The sequence below is a fragment of the Mycobacterium colombiense genome, assembly GCF_001665835.1.
GTDB lineage: Bacteria > Actinomycetota > Actinomycetes > Mycobacteriales > Mycobacteriaceae > Mycobacterium > Mycobacterium colombiense_A.
Window position 1 is genome coordinate 21,607 of record NZ_LZSX01000057.1, and the last position, 21,950, is coordinate 43,556.

21 protein-coding genes are annotated in these 21,950 nt (G+C 68.5%); 15 read left to right on the forward strand and 6 right to left on the reverse strand.

Features of this window, described 5'->3' with window-relative positions; genetic code table 11:
• Nucleotides 1–3: 3 nt before the first annotated feature.
• Nucleotides 4–1,488 carry an aldehyde dehydrogenase family protein gene (locus tag A5760_RS11335; protein ID WP_064880799.1) on the reverse strand — a complete coding sequence of 495 codons (1,485 nt, stop codon included), beginning with the start codon at nt 1,486–1,488 and terminating at the stop codon, nt 4–6.
• A gap of 87 nt (nt 1,489–1,575) precedes the next feature.
• On the opposite strand from A5760_RS11335, the gene A5760_RS11340 reads away from it, so the two are divergent.
• The 5 genes from A5760_RS11340 (at nt 1,576) to A5760_RS11360 (ending at nt 6,784) form a co-directional block, all read left to right on the forward strand.
• Nucleotides 1,576–2,481 (forward strand): LysR family transcriptional regulator, encoded by a 906-nt coding sequence (locus A5760_RS11340; protein WP_064880677.1) that lies wholly within the window; start codon nt 1,576–1,578, stop codon nt 2,479–2,481.
• A gap of 167 nt (nt 2,482–2,648) precedes the next feature.
• On the forward strand, nt 2,649–4,514 hold the full coding sequence (dnaK, locus tag A5760_RS11345; protein WP_064880679.1) for a molecular chaperone DnaK: 1,866 nt from the start codon (nt 2,649–2,651) through the stop codon (nt 4,512–4,514).
• Nucleotides 4,511–5,164, forward strand: a complete 654-nt coding sequence (gene grpE, locus A5760_RS11350; RefSeq protein ID WP_064880681.1) for a nucleotide exchange factor GrpE — start codon at nt 4,511–4,513, stop codon at nt 5,162–5,164. The genes dnaK and grpE overlap by 4 nt, the downstream gene beginning before the upstream one ends.
• A gap of 46 nt (nt 5,165–5,210) precedes the next feature.
• The gene (gene dnaJ / locus A5760_RS11355) at nt 5,211–6,389 is read left to right on the forward strand and encodes a molecular chaperone DnaJ (protein WP_064880685.1); all 1,179 of its coding nucleotides are present in this window, start codon (nt 5,211–5,213) and stop codon (nt 6,387–6,389) included.
• Nucleotides 6,389–6,784 (forward strand): heat shock protein transcriptional repressor HspR, encoded by a 396-nt coding sequence (locus tag A5760_RS11360; RefSeq protein ID WP_064880687.1) that lies wholly within the window; start codon nt 6,389–6,391, stop codon nt 6,782–6,784. Before dnaJ ends, A5760_RS11360 begins: the two co-directional genes overlap by 1 nt.
• A 147-nt stretch (nt 6,785–6,931) precedes the next feature.
• Here the strand turns inward: A5760_RS11360 and A5760_RS11365 are convergent, their stop codons facing one another.
• Genes A5760_RS11365 through A5760_RS11375 form a run of 3 tightly spaced genes read right to left on the reverse strand, consistent with a single transcriptional unit; the run spans nt 6,932 to nt 9,494 of the window.
• On the reverse strand, nt 6,932–7,834 hold the full coding sequence (locus tag A5760_RS11365; protein ID WP_064880688.1) for an aldose 1-epimerase: 903 nt from the start codon (nt 7,832–7,834) through the stop codon (nt 6,932–6,934).
• 2 nt (nt 7,835–7,836) lie between these two features.
• Nucleotides 7,837–9,018, reverse strand: coding sequence for an FAD-binding oxidoreductase (locus A5760_RS11370; protein WP_064880690.1), 1,182 nt, complete (start codon nt 9,016–9,018; stop codon nt 7,837–7,839).
• A gap of 32 nt (nt 9,019–9,050) precedes the next feature.
• Nucleotides 9,051–9,494, reverse strand: coding sequence for a DUF3060 domain-containing protein (locus A5760_RS11375; protein ID WP_064880692.1), 444 nt, complete (start codon nt 9,492–9,494; stop codon nt 9,051–9,053).
• Nucleotides 9,495–9,627: 133 nt separating this feature from the next.
• Between A5760_RS11375 and clpB the strand changes: the two genes are divergently transcribed.
• From clpB to A5760_RS27570, 8 genes are all read left to right on the forward strand, one after another.
• Nucleotides 9,628–12,174: an ATP-dependent chaperone ClpB gene (gene clpB, locus A5760_RS11380; protein ID WP_064880694.1), complete on the forward strand. Its 2,547-nt coding sequence runs from the start codon at nt 9,628–9,630 to the stop codon at nt 12,172–12,174.
• A 114-nt stretch (nt 12,175–12,288) separates the two neighbouring features.
• Nucleotides 12,289–13,164 (forward strand): trehalose monomycolate transport factor TtfA, encoded by an 876-nt coding sequence (gene ttfA, locus A5760_RS11385; RefSeq protein WP_064880696.1) that lies wholly within the window; start codon nt 12,289–12,291, stop codon nt 13,162–13,164.
• Nucleotides 13,165–13,209: 45 nt separating this feature from the next.
• The gene (locus A5760_RS11390; protein ID WP_064880698.1) at nt 13,210–13,986 is read left to right on the forward strand and encodes an SDR family NAD(P)-dependent oxidoreductase; all 777 of its coding nucleotides are present in this window, start codon (nt 13,210–13,212) and stop codon (nt 13,984–13,986) included.
• Nucleotides 13,973–14,512 carry an orotate phosphoribosyltransferase gene (gene pyrE, locus A5760_RS11395; RefSeq protein WP_064880801.1) on the forward strand — a complete coding sequence of 180 codons (540 nt, stop codon included), beginning with the start codon at nt 13,973–13,975 and terminating at the stop codon, nt 14,510–14,512. Before A5760_RS11390 ends, pyrE begins: the two co-directional genes overlap by 14 nt.
• A gap of 12 nt (nt 14,513–14,524) precedes the next feature.
• Nucleotides 14,525–15,427: a hypothetical protein gene (locus A5760_RS11400; protein WP_064880700.1), complete on the forward strand. Its 903-nt coding sequence runs from the start codon at nt 14,525–14,527 to the stop codon at nt 15,425–15,427.
• Nucleotides 15,424–16,074, forward strand: a complete 651-nt coding sequence (locus tag A5760_RS11405) for a TrmH family RNA methyltransferase (protein ID WP_064880702.1) — start codon at nt 15,424–15,426, stop codon at nt 16,072–16,074. The genes A5760_RS11400 and A5760_RS11405 overlap by 4 nt, the downstream gene beginning before the upstream one ends.
• A 116-nt stretch (nt 16,075–16,190) precedes the next feature.
• On the forward strand, nt 16,191–17,324 hold the full coding sequence (locus A5760_RS11410; protein ID WP_064880705.1) for a glycoside hydrolase family 76 protein: 1,134 nt from the start codon (nt 16,191–16,193) through the stop codon (nt 17,322–17,324).
• The gene (locus A5760_RS27570; RefSeq protein ID WP_064880706.1) at nt 17,321–18,673 is read left to right on the forward strand and encodes a 3-oxoacid CoA-transferase; all 1,353 of its coding nucleotides are present in this window, start codon (nt 17,321–17,323) and stop codon (nt 18,671–18,673) included. Before A5760_RS11410 ends, A5760_RS27570 begins: the two co-directional genes overlap by 4 nt.
• A gap of 12 nt (nt 18,674–18,685) precedes the next feature.
• Here the strand turns inward: A5760_RS27570 and A5760_RS11420 are convergent, their stop codons facing one another.
• Entirely contained in the window at nt 18,686–19,378 is a 693-nt protein-coding gene (locus A5760_RS11420; protein ID WP_064880708.1) for a DedA family protein, read from the reverse strand.
• Between the two features lie 129 nt (nt 19,379–19,507).
• Here A5760_RS11420 and fbaA point away from each other — a divergent pair, with 129 nt between their 5' ends.
• The gene (fbaA, locus tag A5760_RS11425) at nt 19,508–20,545 is read left to right on the forward strand and encodes a class II fructose-bisphosphate aldolase (RefSeq protein WP_064880710.1); all 1,038 of its coding nucleotides are present in this window, start codon (nt 19,508–19,510) and stop codon (nt 20,543–20,545) included.
• Here the strand turns inward: fbaA and A5760_RS11430 are convergent.
• Nucleotides 20,542–21,414 (reverse strand): hypothetical protein, encoded by an 873-nt coding sequence (locus A5760_RS11430; RefSeq protein WP_064880712.1) that lies wholly within the window; start codon nt 21,412–21,414, stop codon nt 20,542–20,544. The genes fbaA and A5760_RS11430 overlap by 4 nt on opposite strands.
• Before the next feature lie 120 nt (nt 21,415–21,534).
• On the opposite strand from A5760_RS11430, the gene A5760_RS11435 reads away from it, so the two are divergent.
• Nucleotides 21,535–21,948 carry a DUF3151 domain-containing protein gene (locus A5760_RS11435; protein ID WP_064880714.1) on the forward strand — a complete coding sequence of 138 codons (414 nt, stop codon included), beginning with the start codon at nt 21,535–21,537 and terminating at the stop codon, nt 21,946–21,948.
• Nucleotides 21,949–21,950 lie beyond the last annotated feature (2 nt).

Sequence of the window (21,950 nt, forward strand, 5' to 3'; positions counted from 1 at the left end):
GACCTATCCTTCGAGGACTCGGGTGGACGCGTTCCAGTACTGCACCTTCTTGCGGTCGGCGGCCAGGCGGATGGTTTTGGTGTAGCCGTATTCAGCCAGCGTCTCCTGCGCGTGCTCGCGGCCGAACCCGCTGTGGCCGACGCCGCCGAATCCGCTGCCGATGGCCACCCGGGCGTAGTTGTTGACGAAGACGGCCCCGGCCCGGATCTGCCGGCTCACCCGCAACGCCCGGTCGCCGTCGCCGGTGAACACCGCAGCGACCAGCCCGTACGGCGTGCCGTTGGCGATGCGCACTGCCTCGGCTTCGTCGCTGAACCGGATCAGGGCGACCACCGGGCCGAAGATCTCCTCCTGGGCCACCCGCATGCCCGGTGTGACACCGGTCAGCACGGTCGGTGCGACGTAGAAGCCGTCCGCGAGCCGGGGATCCTGCGGCAGCGGCGCCTGCGCGGCGATGCGGGCGCCTTCGGCCACGCCGATGTCGAGGTATTCCAGCACCTGCTTGCGCTGGGCCCGGGTGACCAGCGGGCCCACGTCGGTGGCGGGGTCGGCGCCGTCGCCCACCCGCAGCCGGCGCACCGCGGTGCACAGCTTCTCTTCGAACTCCGCATAGATGTTGTCCTGCACCAGGATTCGCGACGCCGCAGTGCACGCCTCGCCCTGGTTGAAGAAGCCGCCGTCGATGGCGGCCAGCAGCGCCTCGCGCAGGTCGGCGTCGTCGAACACCAGCAGCGGATTCTTTCCGCCCAGCTCCATCAGCGTCGGCGTCAGGTTGCCGGCCGCGGTGCGCAGCACGGCCGAACCGGTGAGTGGCGACCCGGTGAAGGAGATCTTGCCCACCAGTTGATGCTCGGCCAGCGCAGCGCCCACCTCACCCCCGCCCGGCACGGCGTGCACCACCGGGTCGGGTAGCACCGACTGGATCAGTTCGACCAGTCGCAGCACTACCGAGGGTGTCTGCTCCGGCGGTTTCAGCACGACGGCGTTGCCGACGGCCAGTGCGGGCGCGACTTTTCCGGCGGTGTGGATCGGCGGCCAGTTGAAGGGCACGATGCCGGCGATCACGCCATAGGGCTCGAGCGTGGTCACGTCGAACACCGGGCCGTAGTCGCGCGCCTGGCTCGGCAGCACCTCGACCATGCCGGCGAAGTATTCGAAGATCCCGATCGCGGCTTCGACGTCGAAGCCGCGCGCCTGGCTGATCGGCTTGCCCATTTCCAGCGACTCGAGGGCGGCGATCTCGTAGGCGTGCGCACGAATGACGTCGGCGATCTGCCGCAGGTAGCGGCCGCGTTCGCGGGCCGGGCGTTGTTTCCAGGTCAGGTGTGCGGCGTGCGCGGCCCGCACGGCGTGGTCGACCTGCTCGGTATCGGCCCCTTGCACGACGGTGACCACCTGGCCGGTAGCGGGGTTTTCCACTACGAACCTGTCGTCGGCGGACGCCGACGACCAGCGCGTGCTGATCTCGGTGGGGGTTTGCTGATCCATGGGCATTGTCACGGTATGCCCGGCGGCGTGATCAGCACCAACGATATCTTCTGATGGTTGCCATCATCGCCGGTGATAATCGCGGGTGTGGAGCTTCGCCATCTCGAGTACTTTCTGGCCGTCGCGGACAGCCGAAGCTTCACGGCGGCGGCCAAGCGGCTGCATGTCGTGCAGTCCGGGGTGTCGGCCACCATCAAGGCGCTCGAACGCGAACTGGGCACCGAACTGTTCGTCCGGGGCCCGTCCGGTGTGGCGCTGAGTCCGGCCGGCGAAGCGCTCCGGCCCCACGCCCGGAGCACCCTCGACGCCGCCCGCGCGGCCAAGGACGCCGTCGGTGCCGCGCGCGGCGCCGTGCGCGGCACCGTCACGGTGGGGACGCTGACGTCGATCAGCGTCATCGACGTGCCGACCGTGCTGGCCGAACTGCACGCCCGTCATCCCGAAGTCGTGGTTCACCTGCGCGCGGCCAGTGCCGGGTCGGCGGGGCTGGCGGGCCAATTGCGCGACGGGGACCTCGACGTCGCCTTCCTGGTCTTCACCGGTCCGCCTCCGGCTGACCTGCACACCCGGCTGGTCGCCTCGGTGCCGCTGCTGCTGGTCGTCCCCGCACAGCATCCGTTGGCCACGCGCAAGGCGGTCTCGCTGACCGACCTGTCGGGCATGTCCTTCGTCGATGGGCCGCCGGGATACGGCAACCGCACCGTGGTCGACAACGCGTTTGCGGCCGCGGGTGTGGAGCGGACCGTCGCGGTGGAGGTCGCCGACATGGGCACCGCGGCGACCTGCATCCGCAAGGGGCTGGGGATCGGTTTTCTGAGCTGGTCCATCCTGGAGGGCATCGACAGCTCGGGCTTGGTCAGCGTCCGGATCAGCGGGCATGACCTGCAGTGGCGGCTCTACGTCGCGACTTCGGCGAGCCGGCAGGCAAGCGCGGCCACCAGGGCGCTGCTCGCGCTGATCGAGGACGTCACCGGCGAGGCCGCGAATATTTAGCCACCCCGGGAACAAGGCGGCACGGGCCGCCGTTAACATAATCGATAAGTTGAGCGAACCAGACTCAATACTGGGTTGACAGCCCACCGGCCCCAGGGGCAGGCTTGAGCCTGGTTCACTCAGCATAGTGGCACCAAACAAGCTCTACACATTCAGGAGGAATCACTATGGCTCGTGCGGTCGGTATCGACCTCGGGACCACCAACTCCGTCGTCGCAGTCCTCGAGGGCGGTGACCCGGTCGTCGTCGCCAACTCCGAGGGTTCGCGGACCACGCCGTCCATCGTCGCGTTCGCGCGCAACGGCGAGGTGCTCGTCGGCCAGCCCGCCAAGAACCAGGCGGTCACCAACGTCGACCGCACCATCCGTTCGGTCAAGCGGCACATGGGCAGCGACTGGTCCATCGAGATCGATGACAAGAAATACACCGCTCAGGAGATCAGCGCCCGCGTGCTGATGAAGCTGAAGCGCGACGCCGAGGCGTATCTGGGTGAGGACGTCACCGACGCGGTCGTCACCGTGCCGGCGTACTTCAACGACGCCCAGCGTCAGGCGACCAAGGAAGCCGGCCAGATCGCCGGCCTGAACGTGCTGCGCATCGTCAACGAGCCGACCGCGGCCGCGCTGGCCTACGGCCTGGACAAGGGCGAGAAGGAACAGACCATCCTGGTCTTCGACCTCGGTGGCGGTACTTTCGACGTGTCGCTGCTCGAGATCGGCGAGGGTGTGGTCGAGGTCCGCGCCACCAGTGGTGACAACCACCTCGGTGGGGACGACTGGGATGACCGCGTCGTCGAGTGGCTGGTCGACAAGTTCAAGGGCACCAGCGGAATTGACCTGACCAAGGACAAGATGGCGATGCAGCGGCTGCGTGAGGCCGCCGAGAAGGCCAAGATCGAGCTCTCGAGTTCGCAGAGCACCTCGATCAACCTGCCCTACATCACCGTCGACGCGGACAAGAACCCGCTGTTCCTCGACGAGCAGCTGACTCGCGCCGAATTCCAGCGCATCACACAGGATCTGCTGGACCGCACCCGCAAGCCCTTCCAGTCGGTGATCAAGGACGCCGGTATCTCGGTCTCCGAAATCGACCACGTGGTGCTGGTGGGTGGTTCCACCCGTATGCCCGCGGTTTCGGAGCTGGTCAAGGAGATGACCGGCGGCAAGGAGCCGAACAAGGGCGTCAACCCCGATGAAGTTGTAGCTGTCGGAGCGGCTCTTCAGGCTGGCGTGTTGAAGGGTGAGGTTAAAGACGTTCTGCTGCTTGATGTTACGCCGCTGAGCCTGGGTATCGAGACCAAGGGTGGCGTGATGACCAAGCTCATCGAGCGCAACACCACCATCCCCACCAAGCGGTCGGAGACCTTCACCACGGCCGACGACAACCAGCCCTCGGTGCAGATCCAGGTCTTCCAGGGTGAGCGCGAAATCGCTTCGCACAACAAGCTGCTCGGCTCCTTCGAGCTGACCGGCATCCCGCCGGCTCCGCGCGGCGTCCCACAGATCGAGGTGACCTTCGACATCGACGCCAACGGCATCGTGCACGTCACGGCCAAGGACAAGGGCACCGGCAAGGAGAACACGATCAAAATCCAGGAGGGCTCCGGCCTATCCAAGGAGGAGATCGACCGGATGATCAAGGATGCCGAGGCGCACGCCGAGGAGGACCGTCAGCGTCGCGAAGAGGCCGACGTCCGCAACCAGGCCGAATCGCTGGTCTACCAGACGGAGAAGTTCGTCAAGGAGCAGCGCGAAGCCGAGGGCGGCTCGAAGGTCCCCGAGGACACGCTGTCCAAGGTCGACGCCGCGATCGCCGAGGCCAAGTCGGCCCTGGGCGGCACCGACATCAGCGCGATCAAGGCGGCGATGGAGAAGCTGGGTCAGGAGTCCCAGGCGCTCGGACAGGCGATCTACGAGGCCACCCAGGCCGCCGGTGAGCAGGCCGGTGACGGCGCGGCGGCCGGCGGTCCGGCCGGGTCCGCTGACGACGTCGTGGACGCGGAGGTGGTCGACGATGACCGGGAGTCCAAGTGACGGAAAGCAACCCACAGGAACAGGTGACGGTCACCGACAAGCGGCGAATCGATCCTGAGACCGGTGAAGTACGGCAGGTCCCCCCTCCCGGCGCTACGCCGGGAGGGGCGCCGGCCGGCGAGACGGTGGCCCAACCCGAGGGCAAAGTCGCCGAGCTCACCGCCGATCTGCAACGGGTGCAGGCCGACTTCGCCAACTACCGCAAGCGGGCGCTGCGCGACCAGCAGGCCGCGGCAGACCGGGCCAAGGCGGCCGTCGTCAACCAATTGCTGGGCGTGCTCGACGATCTCGACCGGGCACGCAAGCACGGCGATCTGGAATCCGGACCGCTGAAGTCGGTGGCCGACAAGCTGGAGACCGCGCTGACCGGCCTCGGCCTGACGGCGTTCGGCGAGGAAGGCGAGGACTTCGACCCGGTGCTGCACGAAGCCGTTCAGCACGAAGGCGATGGCTCCCGACCGGTGATCGGCACCGTCATGCGGCAGGGCTACAAACTGGGTGACCAGGTGCTGCGCCACGCTCTGGTCGGTGTCGTCGACACGGTCGACGACGACGGCGACGCGGCGGCCGACACCGGTGAGTCCGCCGCGGCGGCTGGGGAAACCGAGCCGGTCGAATCGGACGATAACGCCGGCACATCCGGTGACTAGACCACACAATCAGCACAACAGAAGAAAGGTGAGGGGGTGACGCGACATGGCCCAGCGTGAATGGGTCGAAAAGGACTTCTATAAGGAGCTGGGCGTCTCCTCTGACGCCAGTCCCGAAGAGATCAAACGCGCCTACCGCAAGTTGGCGCGCGATCTGCACCCGGACGCCAACCCCGACAACCCCGCCGCCGGCGAACGCTTCAAAGCGGTCTCCGAGGCGCACAATGTCTTGTCGGATCCGGCCAAGCGCAAGGAATACGACGAAACCCGAAGGCTGTTCGCCGGCGGTGGTTTTGGCGGGCGCCGGTTCGACAGCGGCGGGTTCGGGGGCTTCAACGTCGGTGGTGACGGCGCTGAGTTCAACCTCAACGATTTGTTCGATGCCGCCGGCCGAAGCGGCGGCACCAACATCGGTGACCTGTTCGGCGGCTTGTTCGGCCGCGGTTCGGGCGCCCGGCCCAGCCGGCCACGCCGCGGCAACGACCTCGAGACCGAAACCCAGCTGGATTTCGTCGAGGCCGCCAAGGGCGTGGCGATGCCGCTGCGGCTGACCAGCCCGGCGCCGTGCACCAATTGCCATGGCAGTGGCGCGCGGCCGGGCACCAGCCCGAAGGTGTGTCCCACCTGTAACGGCTCCGGCGTGATCAACCGCAACCAGGGCGCGTTCGGCTTCTCCGAACCGTGCACCGATTGCCGGGGCAGCGGCTCGATCATCGAGCACCCTTGCGACGAGTGCAAGGGCACCGGCGTCACCACCCGCACCCGCACCATCAACGTGCGGATCCCACCGGGCGTCGAGGACGGACAGCGCATCCGGCTGCCCGGCCAGGGCGAGGCGGGGTTGCGCGGTGCGCCGTCGGGTGACCTGTACGTGACCGTGCATGTGCGCCCGGACAAGGTGTTCGGACGCGACGGCGACGACCTCACGGTGACCGTTCCCGTCAGCTTCACCGAGTTGGCTTTGGGCTCAACCATTTCGGTGCCCACACTGGACGGCAAGGTCGGTGTCCGGGTGCCCAAGGGCACCGCCGACGGCCGCATCCTGCGGGTGCGCGGGCGTGGCGTGCCCAAGCGCAGCGGCGGCAACGGGGACCTGCTGGTGACCGTAAAGGTCGCCGTGCCACCCAATTTGGAGGGTGCGGCCCAGGAGGCGCTGGAGGCCTACGCCGCCGCCGAGCGTTCCAGCGGCTTCGACCCCCGGGCGGGATGGGCGGGTAACCGCTGATGGCCAAGGGCTCGAGCAATTCAAGAAAAGACGATGCCCAGACCTTCCTGATCTCGGTGGCTGCCGAGCTGGCCGGCATGCACGCCCAGACGCTGCGCACCTACGACCGCCTCGGTCTGGTCAGCCCCCGCCGGACTTCCGGTGGGGGACGGCGGTATTCGGAGCACGATGTCGACCTGCTGCGTGAGGTGCAACGGCTCTCGCAGGACGAGGGGGTCAACCTCGCCGGCATCAAGCGAATCATCGAGCTGACCAATCAGGTCGAGGCGCTGCAGGCCCGGGTCAAGGAGTTGACCGAGGAGCTGGCGCAGACGCGGGGTAGCCAGCGCCGCGACGTGGCGGTGGTGCCCAAGAGCACCGCGCTGGTGGTGTGGCAGCCCCGCCGGGGACGCTGATTTCGCTCGGTTTCACTTTCGCCCCAAGGGTTCCTGTCTCCGGAGGCATGCAAAGTTCGCGAAAGCGCCAGCGCATGTGCTGGCGCTTTTCGCATTCACCTGGTGACCACCAGACAGCGGCTGCAGTGACCCAGGTGGTCACGGGGATCACACCCGAATGGCAAACTGCGTGACCGCCGGCTCGCCCGGCCGCGCGCAGCGGTAGCCGCCCCGGCGCAGCGCGTCGGTCGGTGCGGTCATCGGCTCGAAGCACACGATGGCCTTCGCGGGGTCGTCGACCGGTGGCGCGAAAATCTGCGCCGCCGGATAGCCGTGTTCGAAGTGCACCTCGATGCGGCGCCCGCCGCCGGACACCGCGAACACCGAACCCTCGGCCACCTGGTCGTAGGCATCGTCGAAAGCCTTGTCGCGCAACGCCTCTGCGCGCGCCGGCTGCGGCTCGGAATCGCCCGTCGGCAGGCCGTTGTCGTCGAGGCCCAGATGCCGCAGCGGCGGTGTCTCGATGATCCAGTCGGCCCGCGGCGCATCGGGCAGCTGCAGATAGGGATGGAACCCGAAGCACAGCGGCACCGCCCGGTCGCCGGTCGCGGTGACCGTCGTCCGGACCGTCAGCCTCCGGTCGGCCAGCTCCGCCGTCACCGTCAGCAGATGCGGATACGGGAAGCTGGCCAGTAATCGGGGATCGGCCCCGAAATCCAGTTCGGCGGTCAGCTCGTTGGCGGTCTCGGCCGTCACCCGCCACCCGGGGTAGGCGGCCAGGACGCCGTGGATCGGTAGCCCGTTGGGGTCGGCGCGCACACCGTTTTCTCCCGGCGTCAGGGTCACGGTGACGTCCTGTGCGGTATAGGTGTTCTCGCCCAATCGATTTGCCCACGGATACAGAATCGGGATGCCCATCGTCTTGCCGTCCGAGATGTAGGCGTCCAGGCCGCGGCGCTGGCCCAGCAGCTCGACACCGGCGTCGCGCAGCGACGTGCCGATCATCCCCGCCTCGGGCACGAACTGCGCGACCACCGGCGACGACGGATCGCGCAGGGTGACGACGTGCATGGCTACCTCCATAGCGGGTCATGCTGAATGTGTTCGGGCGGAGCCCCTTTGGCGATCAGGGCGGCCTTGGTGGCGCTGACCATCGCCGGCCCGCCGCAGACCAGGATCTGCCGATCACCCCAGCCGCCGTACTTGGTCACCACGTCGGGCAGCCGCCCGATCTGGTGCACGTGCAGGCCGCGCGGCGGCGTGATATCGGGATACTCTGCGGCCCAGGAGGGGTCGCTGTTGTATTCCGAGACGGGCGAGACGGACAGCCAGGGATTGTGGGAGGCGACCTGCCACAGGGTCGGCAGATCGTAGAGTTCGCAGCGGTAGCGTGCGCCGAAGAACAGATGTATCCGCGGGTTCACCGCGAACCGCGCCAGGTCCATGATCAGCGCCCGCAGCGGCGCCAGGCCCGTGCTGCCGGCGACCATCAGCACGTCGCCGCCCTCGCGGTCGACCCGCAGGCCGCCGTGCGGGCTGGACAGCCGCCACCGGTCGCCGGTGCGGGTTTCGTTGACGATCGCCGGGCTGACCAGGCCGCCGGGAACCAGGCGGACGTGAAATTCGATCCCGCCGCCGGGGTCGGCCGGAATCGCGGGACTCAAATACCGCCAGCGGTGCGGGCATTGGGGCACGTGGACGTTGACGTACTGGCCGGGGTGGTAGTCCATCGGCTGATCGAGCTGCAACCGGACCACCGCCAGGTCCCGCGACACCCGGATGTGCTCGACGACGGTGCCCTCCCACCAGGCGGGCCCCTCCTCGGCGTCCGCGGCGCCGCTCATCACCCCGGTGATCAGGTTCAGCGACTGCCTGGCCGCCTCGTCGACGGCGTCGGTCCAGGCCGCACCCAATTGAGCACGCAGCGTCGCCAGCAACGCGCGCCGCAGGGTGTCGTAATGCGGCGGCAGCACACCGTATTTGCGGTGATCGCGGCCGAGCTGGGCCAGGAACGTCACCGGCTCCTGCGCGCGGCGCGCGACCAGCTCGCCGTATACCCAGTGCAGCGCGTGGCCGAAAGCGCGCCGCTGGGCGGCCATTTCGGGTGGGAACAGATCGCGCACCGAGCCGTCGAGGGCGAACCAATGGGTGTAGAAGCGATGGACGAGCTCACCGGGATCGCCGACTGAGTCCGACTCGCCCGGTGCGAAGGCATCGCGCAGCACCCGCAGTGCGTCGACGTCCTCCAGGCTCACGGGCCCCGATTCTAGGCTCGGCCGCCGGTGACTCAGCCCTGTCGGACGATGTTGGTGGTTCCGACGTTGTCGACCTTGGGTGAACCCCAGTGATAGAGAACGACGTTGCCGGTCCCCGACGCGCTCACCGCATCGGCGCTGTCGACCGCGACGTGGTTGCCGCTGCCGGACACGCTGACGCTGGTGCAGTGCCCGGTGAGGGTGATGCTGTTCTTCTGTCCACTCACCGACAGGTAGCCGGCGTGACAGGGAATCGTCTTCGTCATACCGGTCCCGCTGACCTGCAGCGTGCCGGACTCCGGCACCATTGCCGCGGGGCTGCCGCCGACGAGATCGGTGTGCATCCCGACCGCGATCAGCCCCGCGAGAGCCAGTCCGGCGGCCAGGGCGGCGAGCAACAAGATCAGGGGAACGCGGCGCGGGGTTCTCGCGAACTCGGCGCCGGCCTGATCGTGATGCTCCCTCGTCTGTGTCATCGGAAGAGGGGTACCCCGTACGCCGTAGTGCCCAAAACTCGATAGACTTGAGCGGAACAGACTCAACCTTGACGGCGTTGAACAAGCGGACAAGCATTTTTGCAAACCTTTTTGTACCCGAACGGAGCTCGTCGTGGACTCTTTCAACCCGACCACCAAGACCCAAGCGGCGCTGACCTCGGCGCTGCAGGCGGCGTCGGCCGCCGGTAACCCCGAGATCCGGCCCGCGCACCTGCTGATGGCGCTGCTGACGCAGGCGGACGGCATCGCCGCGCCGCTGCTGGAGGCCGTCGGCGTCGACCCGGCCGCCATTCGCGCCGAAACCGAGCGGGTGCTGGAGCGGCTGCCGCAGATCAGCGGCGCCAGCTCGCAACCGCAGCTGTCGCGCGAGTCGCTGGCCGCCGTCACCACCGCCCAGCAGCTGGCCACCGAGATGAACGACGAGTACGTCTCGACCGAGCACCTGCTGGTCGGCCTGGCCACCGGCGACTCCGACGTCGCCAAGCTGTTGACCGGCCACGGCGCCTCGCCCCAGGCGCTACGCGACGGGTTCGTCAAGGTGCGGGGCAGCGGCCGGGTCACCAGCCCCGAACCGGAGGCGACCTATCAGGCGCTGGAGAAGTACTCGACCGACCTGACCGAGCGGGCCCGCGACGGCAAACTCGACCCGGTCATCGGGCGGGACAACGAGATTCGCCGCGTCGTGCAGGTGCTGTCCCGTCGCACCAAGAACAACCCGGTGCTGATCGGTGAGCCCGGCGTCGGCAAGACCGCGATCGTGGAGGGCCTGGCCCAGCGCATCGTGGCCGGCGACGTGCCCGAGAGCCTGCGCGACAAGACCGTCATCAGCCTGGACCTGGGGTCGATGGTGGCCGGCGCGAAGTACCGCGGCGAGTTCGAGGAGCGCCTCAAGGCCGTCCTCGACGACATCAAGAACTCCGCCGGGCAGATCATCACCTTCATCGACGAGCTGCACACCATCGTCGGGGCCGGCGCGACCGGCGAGGGCGCGATGGACGCCGGCAACATGATCAAGCCGATGCTGGCTCGCGGCGAGCTGCGGCTGGTCGGCGCCACCACGCTCGACGAGTACCGCAAGTACATCGAGAAGGACGCCGCGCTGGAGCGCCGCTTCCAGCAGGTGCTGGTGGGCGAGCCGTCGGTGGAGGACACCGTCGGCATCCTGCGCGGGCTCAAGGACCGCTACGAGGTGCACCACGGGGTGCGCATCACCGACTCGGCCCTGGTGGCCGCGGCGACGCTGTCCGACCGCTACATCACCGCACGCTTCCTGCCGGACAAGGCCATCGACCTGGTCGACGAGGCCGCCAGCCGGCTGAAGATGGAGATCGACTCGCGGCCCGTCGAGATCGACGAGGTCGAGCGGCTGGTGCGCCGCCTCGAGATCGAGGAGATGGCGCTGGCCAAGGAAGAGGACGAGGCGTCCAAGGAGCGGCTGGAGAAGCTGCGCTCGGAGCTGGCCGACCAGAAGGAGAAGCTGTCCGAGCTCACCACCCGCTGGCAGAACGAGAAGAACGCCATCGACGTCGTGCGCGAACTCAAGGAGCAGCTGGACACGCTGCGCGGGGAGTCCGAGCGCGCCGAGCGCGACGGCGACCTGGCCAAGGCCGCCGAGCTGCGCTACGGGCGCATCCCCGAGGTGGAGAAGAAGCTCGACGCCGCGCTGCCGCAGGCCGAGGCCCGCGAGAACGTGATGCTCAAGGAGGAGGTCGGTCCCGACGACATCGCCGAGGTGGTCTCGGCGTGGACCGGAATCCCGGCCGGACGGATGCTCGAGGGCGAGACCGCCAAGCTGCTGCGCATGGAAGACGAGCTGGGGCAGCGCGTCATCGGCCAGAAGAAGGCGGTGACGGCGGTCTCGGACGCCGTGCGGCGTTCCCGCGCCGGCGTCGCCGACCCCAACCGGCCCACCGGATCGTTCATGTTCCTCGGGCCGACCGGCGTCGGGAAGACCGAGCTGGCCAAGGCGCTGGCGGAATTCCTGTTCGACGACGAACGCGCCATGGTCCGCATCGACATGAGCGAATACGGCGAGAAGCACTCGGTGGCCCGGCTGGTCGGCGCCCCGCCCGGATACATCGGCTACGACCAGGGTGGTCAGCTGACCGAGGCGGTGCGGCGGCGGCCGTACACGGTGATCCTGTTCGACGAGATCGAAAAGGCGCACCCGGACGTGTTCGACGTGCTGCTGCAGGTGCTCGACGAGGGCCGGCTGACCGACGGGCAGGGCCGCACCGTCGACTTCCGCAACACCATCCTGATCCTGACCTCCAACCTGGGATCGGGTGGCAGCGAGGAGCAGGTGATGGCCGCGGTGCGCTCCGCGTTCAAGCCCGAGTTCATCAACCGGCTCGACGACGTGATCATCTTCCACGGCCTGGAGCCCGGTGAGCTGGTGCAGATCGTCGACATCCAGCTGGCCCAGCTGCAGAAGCGGCTGGCCCAGCGCCGCCTCACGCTGGAGGTGTCGCTGCCGGCCAAGCAGTGGCTGGCCCATCGCGGCTTCGACCCGGTCTACGGCGCGCGGCCCTTGCGCCGGCTGGTGCAGCAGGCCATCGGCGACCAGCTGGCCAAGATGTTGCTGGCCGGCGACGTGCATGACGGCGACACCGTTCCGGTGAACGTCAGCCCCGACGGCGACTCGCTGATCCTGGGCTGACCGCTGGAGGGGGACCATCGGCGGTCCGGCGACACGCAGCTGTTGCCAGCTGTGATTGGGTTGTGACCTGGTCGCCTTCTGTGTTCCGGGCCAATAGCAGATACCCTGTTTTGGATGGTCCCCCTCTGGTTCACGCTCTCCGCGCTGTGCTTTGTCGGCGCGGGGGTGTTGCTGTACGTCGACATCGATCGGCGACGCGGGCGCAGCAGGCGCCGCAAGTCGTGGGCGCGGTCGCACGGGTTCGACTACGAGCGTGAATCAGCCGACATCCTCAAGCGCTGGAAGCGCGGGGTGATGTCGACCGTGGGCGACGTTGCCGCCCAGAACGTGGTGCTGGGTCAGATCCGCGGCGAGGCCGTCTACATCTTCGACCTGGAAGAGGTCGCCACCGTCATCGCGCTGCACCGCAAGGTGGGCACCAACGTCGTCGTCGATCTGCGGCTCAAGGGACTCAAAGAGCCACGGGAGAGCGACATTTGGCTGTTGGGTGCCATCGGGCCGCGGATGGTCTACTCCACCAATCTGGACGCCGCCCGCCGGGCCTGCGACCGCCGGATGGTCACCTTCGCGCACACCGCACCGGACAGCGCCGAGATCATGTGGAACGAGCAGAACTGGACGCTGGTCGCCCTGCCGATCACCAGCACCCGCACCGAGTGGGACGAGGGTCTGCGCACCGTGCGCCAGTTCAACGACCTGTTGCGGGTGCTGCCGCCCCTGCCCGAAGAGGCCCCGCAGGAGACCGGGGCGTCGGGTCTGCGCAATGCCTCACCCAGCCGGCCGCTGGCGCCGGCGGGCCGCGCCGAGCTGCCGCCCCGGCGCGCGCAGCAGGACGTGGCGGGGCTGCTCGGCCCCGATCTTGCGCCCGGTCGTCGCGCCGCCGAGCCGCTGCGTCGTGAGCAGCCTCGACCCGATGGGCGTTCGGAAACCGTCCGCCGCCCACCCCCCTCCGGACGCAACGGCCACCAGGCCAGCAACTATCAGCGCTGACGGCGGGCGGCGGCCGGTGGTGCCGCCGTCATTAGGATGTCGCTCATGCCCCGCCCCGTAGCCCTGATCACCGGGCCTACGTCCGGAATCGGCGCCGGGTTCGCGCGACGCTACGCCGGTGACGGCTACGACGTGGTCCTGGTCGCCCGCGACGTCGACCGGTTGACCAGGCTGTCCGGCGAACTGCGGGAACACTCCGGCAGCGTCGAGATCCTGCCCGCCGACCTCGCCGATGCCGCAGGGCGGCAACGGGTCTGTGACCGGCTCGCCGCCGGGGGAGTGCGCGTCCTGGTGAACAACGCCGGCTTCGCCACCTCCGGCGACTTCTGGTCCGCCGACCCCGCGCTGCTGCAATCCCAGCTCGACGTCAACGTCACCGCGGTCATGCACCTGACCCGCGCGGCCCTGCCGGCCATGCTGGAGGCAGGCGCCGGCACCGTCATCAACATCGCCAGCGTCGCCGGGCTGGTACCCGGGCGCGGGTCGACGTACTCGGCGTCGAAGGCGTGGGTGATCTCGTTCAGCGAGGGCCTGTCCGTCGGCCTGCAAGGCACCGGCGTTTCCGTGCACGCCGTTTGCCCGGGCTACGTGCACACCGAATTCCACGAGCGCGCCGGGATCGACATGGCCAAGTCGCCGTCGTTCATGTGGCTCGAGGTCGACGACGTGGTCAACCAGAGCCTGGCCGATGTCGCCCGCGGCAAGGTGATCAGCATTCCGGGCCTGCAGTACAAGGCGATCATCGCCGCCGAGCGGCTGATGCCGCGGACCCTGATGCGGGCGGTCACCAAACGAATCGGGAGTGGCCGTGGGCGGACCTGACCTCAAAGAGCTGGCGGAGCTGGTGTCGCGACTGTCGGTGGTGCACGGGCGGGTGACGCTGTCCTCCGGCAAGGAGGCCGACTACTACGTCGACCTGCGCCGGGCCACGTTGCACCACCGGGCGTCGGCATTGATCGGCGCGCTGATGCGCGAACTGACCAGCGACTGGGACTACGACGTGGTCGGCGGGCTGACCCTGGGCGCCGACCCGGTGGCCACCGCCGTCATGCACGCATCGGGCCGCCCGATCGATGCCTTCGTGGTTCGTAAATCGGCGAAAACCCATGGGCTGCAACGCCTTATCGAAGGTTCCGAGGTTTCCGGCAAGCGGGTCCTGGTGGTCGAGGACACCAGCACCACCGGCAACTCGGCGCTGACCGCGGTGCGCGCCGTCCAGGAGGCCGGCGGCGAAGTGGTGGGGGTGGCCACCGTGGTGGACCGCGCCACCGGAGCCGCCGAGGCCATCGAGGCCGAGGGGTTGCCGTACCGAAGCGTGCTCGGCCTCGCCGATCTGGGGCTGAGCTAGGCCGGCTTAACCGTGCGCACATTCCTTGCGATAGCGGCCTGCTTGGCGCTGTGTCTGGCCGGCTGCTCGTCCTCCAGCCAGCCCGTGCGCCCGTACGGCGCCCAGGGCGCGCGGCTCGGGGAATCGCTGGCCCTGCTCGGCTGGAACATGTCGGTGTCGAATCTGCGGTGGGACGGCGACTACGTGCTGGTCGACGTCGACGCGAGCCCCACCTCGGCCAAGGATCCGCACGCCAAACCCGAGGACATCCGGTTCGGGCTGTACGGCGCGCTGGCCCATCCCATGGAGGTCGCCGGGCTGGGCAGCTGCGACACCGCGAAGACCAGCGTGCGTGACATCCCCGCGCCGCTCTCGGCGCCGCGCGACCGGCTCACCGGCACGGTTTGCCTTGGGCCGCTGAAGGATCGAAGCCAGGTGCGCGGTGTCTACGGCTATTCGCCCCGCGACCGGATCCCGGACAGCTCGTCGGCCTACCCGGTCGCGTTTCCGGTCGGGCTGCTGCCGACCAACGCCAACGACAGCGGCGGCCTGGCGGTCAAGACGGCCAGCCTGTCGGCATGGCGGGCCGACGGCACCCCGGTGACCAAGATGCAGCTGGGCGACCCGGGGGCGTTCACCGGTAACGGCTACATGCTGCTGGGGCTGGAGGCCACGGCCATCGCGGCGCGCTATCGCGACGAGTCCGCCAAGCGCGGCGGCCCGATGATGCTGCTGGCATCGCCGACCCTGCCCGCCCCGGGATTGAACCCGGCCTGCGCGACGTACGGGTCGTCGGTGCTGATCCTGCCGGACGCCTCATTGGACGCGGTGCACGTCAACGCGTCGCTGTGCACGCAGGGCGAGATCAACGACGCGCTGCTCTACGCGACGCTGGCCATCGACGGCACGCACGCCGGCGTGTGGACGCAGCGATGAGCGAACCGCCCGGGCCGACCGAATGGGCGGCGACACCGCCCGCCGGCGTCGGGCCGTGGCCGGGCGAGCCGCCCGACGACCCGTGGTATGACCCAGTCCTGTTGCGCGAGGGCGACACTCGCAACGTCGTCGACGCCTACCGGTACTGGTCCCGGGAAGCGATCATCGCCGACATCGACCGGCGCCGTCATCCGCTGCACGTGGCGATCGAGAACTTCGGTCACGACGCCAACATCGGTTCGGTGGTGCGCACCGCCAACGCCTTCGCGGTGCACACCGTGCACATCGTGGGCCGGCGGCGGTGGAATCGCCGCGGCGCCATGGTGACCGACCGCTATCAGCGGTTGTGCCACCACGACAGCACGGCCGAGCTGCTGGCCTTCGCGGCCGACGCCGGGCTGACCGTGGTCGCGGTGGACAACGTGCCGGGCGCGACCCGCCTGGAGGAGGCCGCGCTGCCGCGCGAGTGCCTGCTGGTGTTCGGGCAGGAGGGGCCGGGGATCACCGACGACACCCGCACGGGCGCGGGGCTGACGGTGTCGATCGCGCAGTTCGGCTCGACGCGCAGCATCAACGCCGGTGTGGCCGCCGGCATCGCCATGCACGCCTGGGTCGAGCAGCATGCCGACCTGTCCCGCGCCTGGTGATTGAGTGTGAGCCCACAGCTTTGACCGTGCACCGCCTGAACCCAGGCGGCGTGTCGCCGCCCTGAGTGCACACTCGGAGGCATCGAGCGCGCCCGCGTGCGGCAGGATCGACAGGTATGGATCAGCTCTGGGCCAACCGCGCGGCCAGCAGCGAAGCCGCTGTCACCCAACGACACCTGAAACGGCTGTGGGGGCTGCCCGCGACCCAGCTGGGGGTGGTGGCCTGGCCGGCGACGCGGCGCGACCGCTGGTTCGGCACCTGGCACTACTGGTGGCAGGCGCATCTGCTCGACTGCCTGGTCGACGCCCAGCAGCGCGATCCACAGCCGCACCGGCACACCGAGATCAACCGGCAGGTCCGCTCGCACCGGCTGCGCAACAACTTCTCGTGGATCAACAGCTACTACGACGACATGGCCTGGCTGGCGCTGGCGCTCGAACGCGCCGCCCGGATCGCGGGCGTCGAGCGCAGCCGCGCGCTGCCCAAGCTCGCCGGCCAGTTCCTCAAGGCCTGGGTGCCCGAGGACGGCGGCGGCATCCCGTGGCGCAAACAGGACCAGTTCTTCAACGCCCCGGCCAACGGTCCCGCTGGAATCTTCCTCGCCCGCTACGGGGGTCATCTGAAACGTGCTGAGCAGATGAGCGATTGGATCGACCAGACGCTGATCGACCCGGAGACGCACCTGGTGTTCGACGGCATCAAAGCCGGCTCGTTGGTGCGCGCGCAGTACACCTACTGCCAGGGTGTGGTGCTCGGGCTGGAGACCGAGCTGGCCGCCCGCACCGCCGTCGAGATCAGGCAGCGGCACGCCGCCCGCGTGCACCGGCTGGTGGCGGCCGTGCACGAACACATGGCGCCGGCGGGCGTGCTGGCCGGCGCCGGCGGCGGCGACGGCGGCCTGTTCGCCGGGGTGACCGCCCGATACCTGGCGCTGGTGGCCACCACGCTGCCGGGGGAGGCGGCCGACGACGTGCTGGCCCGCGACACCGCCCGCCAGATCGTGCTGGCCAGCGCGAAGTCGGCCTGGGACAACCGGCAAACGGTGGACGGACTGCCGGTGTTCGGCCCGTTCTGGGACCGCGACGCCCAGCTGCCCACGGCCGGCGGCAAGGAGGCGGAGTTCGTCGAGGGCGCGGTGATGGCGTCCGAGGTGCCCGAGCGGGATCTGTCGGTGCAGCTGTCGGGGTGGATGCTCATGGAGGCCGCCTGTAACGTCTCCGCCGAGTCGAAGAACAGGAGCACCCTGTGAGCAACAAGGTCCACCACGACGCAGAGTCGGCCCTGCACGGCCTGCTGAAGGACGGCATCACCATCGCCGCAGGCGGCTTCGGTCTGTGCGGCATCCCCGAGAAGCTGATCCAGGCTCTGGTCGACAGCGGCATCAAGGACCTCACCATCGTCGGAAACAACGCCGGCGTAGACGATTTCGGCATGGGCCTGCTGCTCAAGGGCCGGCAGGTGAACAAGGTGATCGCCTCCTACGTCGGCGAGAACAAGGAGTTCGAGCGCCAGGTGCTGGCCGGCGAGCTGGACCTGGTGCTGACGCCGCAGGGCACGCTCGCGGAGAAGCTGCGCGCCGGCGGCGCCGGCATCCCCGGCTTCTACACCCGCACGGCCTTCGGCACCAACCTCGCCGAGGGCAAGGACACCAGGGTCTTCGACGGCACCGAATACGTTCTGGAAGAAGGCATTCGGGCCGACGTGGCGATCGTCAAGGCATGGAAGGGCGACACCGCCGGCAACCTGATCTACCGCAAGACGGCGCGCAACTTCAACCCGATGATCGCCACCTGCGGCACCATCACCGTCGCCGAGGTGGAGGAGTTGGTCGAGGTCGGCGAGCTGGACCCCGACCTGATCCACACCCCGGGTATCTACGTCGACCGCATCATCGAGGGCAGCGGCTACGAGAAGCGCATCGAGTTCCGCACCACCAGCGGCGGCGCCGCACTGAAGAACGACAGCCCCATCCGTGAACGGATGGCCCAGCGCGCCGCCCAGGAATTGCGCGACGGTTTCTACGTGAACCTGGGCATCGGCATTCCGACCTTGGTGGCCAACTACATTCCCGACGGCATCAAGGTCACGCTGCAGTCGGAGAACGGCCTGCTCGGCATCGGCGCCTACCCGAGCGAGGACACCGTCGACCCCGATCTCATCAACGCGGGCAAGCAGACCATCACCAGTCTGCCCGGATCCAGCTTCTTCAGCAGCGCCGATTCCTTCGCGATGATCCGCGGCGGCCACATCGACCTGTCCATCCTGGGTGCCCTGGAGGTCGCCGAGAACGGTGACCTGGCCAACTGGATGGTGCCGGGCAAGATGGTCAAAGGGCCAGGCGGCGCAATGGATTTGGTGTCCGGCGTCAAGCGCGTGATCGTGCTGATGGATCACACCGCGAAAGACGGGACCCCCAAGGTCCTCAGCCAGTGCTCGCTGCCGCTGACCGGCAAGAACGTCGTCGACATGATCATCACCAACCTGTGCGTCTTCGACGTCGAGCCGGGACAAGGGCTGGTGCTCACCGAGCTGCAGCCCGGCGTCACGGTTGAAGAAGTTCGCGCCAAGACGGGCTGCGACTTCAAAGTCGCGGTCTGAGCGCGCGGCCGGCTACTCGGCCGCCGGCAACCGCTCGGATTCCCGGTCGGCTGTGCTCGGCGCGTGCTTGCGTCCCCGGTAGCTCCGCCAGGCGGCGATGAACGCCGGCATCAGCGAGACGATCAGGATGGCCAGCAGGATCTTCTGCAAGTTGTGGTGCACGAACGGCACGTTGCCCATGAAGTAGCCCGCGAGCGTCACACCGCCGCCCCAGAGGATGCCGCCGACGATGTCGAAGCCCAGGAACACCGGGTAGCGCATGTAGGACACCCCGGCGACCGGCGGGACGAACGTCCGCACGAACGGCGCGAACCGGGCCAGGATGATCGCCCAGGGCCCGTACTTCTCGAAGAAGGCGTGTGACTCGGTCACGTAGTGCTTCTTGAAGAACCGGGAGTCTTCCTTCTTGAACAGCGCCGGGCCGATCCGCCGGCCGATCCAGTACCCGGTCTGATCGCCCAGTATCGCCACGGTCGCGACGGCGGGGGCCAGCACCCAGATGCTGGCCGGCGGGTTCGGGTGTGCGGCCAGCAGGCCGCCGGTGAACAACAGCGACTCGCCGGGCAGCAGCGGAAACAGCAGCCCGGTTTCGATGAAGACGATGACCAGGATGCCGGGCAGCACCGCTGACCCGAAGACGCCGTCGGCGCCCAACCAATACATCGGGTCGAAGATGTGGGGCAGGGCCGTCACGGCGGTGCTCATGATCCCTCAACATACCGGCGAAACGACCCTGGCCCGCACAAAGGCCGGGCTAACCCCCGCGCCGGTTCGCCGAGTGGCTGCCGACCACGCATCCGTGGTTGGGTAGGAGGAGCCGTCAGGAGGTGTCTGATGCCCATCGCCACGCCCGAGGTCTACGCCGAGATGCTGCGACGCGCCAAGGACGACTCGTATGCCTTCCCGGCGATCAACTGCACCTCGTCGGAAACGGTGAACGCGGCCATCAAAGGCTTCGCCGATGCGGGCAGCGACGGGATCATCCAGTTCTCCACCGGTGGTGCCGAATTCGCGTCCGGGCTGGGCGTCAAGGACATGGTGGCCGGTGCGGTGGCACTGGCCGAGTTCACACGTTCCATTGCGCACAGGTACCCGGTCAACGTTGCGCTACACACCGACCACTGCCCCAAGGACAAGCTGGACGCCTATGTCCGCCCGCTGCTGGCGATTTCGGTCGAGCGGGTGGCCGCGGGCCGAGATCCGCTGTTCGGGTCGCACATGTGGGACGGCTCGGCCGTGCCGATCGATGAGAACCTGACGATCGCGCAGGAACTCCTCAAGGAGGCGGCGGCCGCCAAAATCATCCTCGAGATCGAGATCGGCGTGGTGGGCGGGGAAGAGGACGGCGTCGCCCACGAGATCAACGACAAGCTCTACACCACGCCGGACGACTTCGAGAAGACCATCGACGCGCTGGGCCACGGCGAGCACGGCAGGTACCTGCTCGCCGCCACCTTCGGCAACGTCCACGGCGTCTACAAGCCCGGCAACGTCAAGCTGCGGCCCGACATCCTGGCCCAGGGCCAACAGGTGGCCGCGGCCAAGCTGGGGCTGCCCGAGGGGGCCAAGCCGTTCGACTTCGTCTTCCACGGCGGTTCCGGTTCGCTGACGTCGGAGATCGAGGAGTCGCTGCGCTACGGCGTGGTGAAGATGAACGTGGACACCGACACGCAGTACGCGTTCACTCGCCCGATCGCAGGTCACATGTTCGCCAACTACGACGGTGTGCTCAAGGTCGACGGCGAGGTCGGCGTCAAGAAGGTCTACGACCCACGCAGCTACCTCAAGAAGGCCGAGGCGTCGATGTCCGAACGGGTGGTCCAGGCCTGCACCGACCTGCACTGTGCCGGAAAGTCACTCGGCGCGGGCTAGCCGCTGGCGGACTGACAGACCTTCCACTGGTCGTCGCGGTACTGCAGATCCATGCTGCGGGTGGAGCGCGTCTGCGGGTCGTAGGCCATGAACGTGGTCACGTTCGCCTCGGCGTGCTGGCCGTTGACCACCACCTGATCGATGCTGGCGATCACCGGATACTGCTTGGCCGCCGACACCCGCCGGTAGGTCTCGTCCCAGGCGTGCTCGTCGTAGTCGGCGTAGCCGTCGCGGGTGGTGCCGCAGGTGATGGTGCGCAGCGTGGTCAGATCACCCCGCTGGATCGCGACGTCGAAGTTCTGGATGGTGTGCCGAACCTGGTCTTCCTGCGACACGTTGGTGTGTTTGCCCCGGGTGAGCAGCACCGTGCCCAGGATCGCGATCGCCGCCAGCGCCAGCACGATCACGACCAGCGCCAGGACCCAGCCCCAGTTGATCTGGCGGGAAGTGCGCAACTTTCCGCCGAGCCGGGGCGGGATCGATTGCGGGACAGCGGGTTTCGGTGGGATCCCGAACTGGGCGGTGGCGTCCTGTCCCGGCGTCGTCGCGAAGACCTCGGTGGCGGGCTCCGCCGTTGTGGAGATGATCGCGGTTTCTTTGGCGTCGAAGCCCGGCGCGGTGAAGCGACGTTCGCGTTGCGGCCCGCCCGGTACTTCCTGCGGGCCGCTGTGCGGGTCGGGTCTGTTGATCACCACGGTCTCGGTCTCGGAGTCGCTGGGGACCATGGGGACGCTCTCGGTGGCGTCGTCTCCGGTTTCGGGACCGGACTCGGCCCCCCACTCGTCGCTCGGTTCGTTGCGAGACTCGCGTGGGTCGAACCCGGGCCGTTTCGGCGTGCCGCCGCGGTCGGGTTCGGATGGGTTGGGCATGAGTACTACTGTCCTCCCGCTTCGTGGGGTAGTTGCAGAGCTTAGCGACCGAACACCCGGCTCGGGGCGATGGCCGAGGTGCGTCACGCGGGCAAAAGGAGCGAGCTGCAGAATAGAGCCATGACGCCGATGGGAGATCTTCTAGGGCCCGACCCGATCCTGCTGCCCGGAGATGCCGATGCCGAGGCGGAACTGCTGGCCGGTGAGAAGTCCGGCATCGTCGCGGCCGCGCACCCGACGGCATCGGTGGCCTGGGCGGCGCTGGCCGAGCAGGCCCTGGCCGACGACCAGGCCATCACCGCCTACGCCTACGCGCGCACCGGCTATCACCGCGGCCTGGACCAGCTGCGCCGGAACGGCTGGAAGGGCTTCGGCCCGGTGCCGTATTCGCACGAACCCAACCGCGGCTTCCTGCGGTGTGTGGCGGCCCTGGCGCGCGCCGCCGACACGATCGGCGAAACCGACGAGTACGCGCGCTGCCTGGACCTGCTCGACGATTGCGACCCCGAGGCGCGCCCGGCGCTCGGGCTTTGACG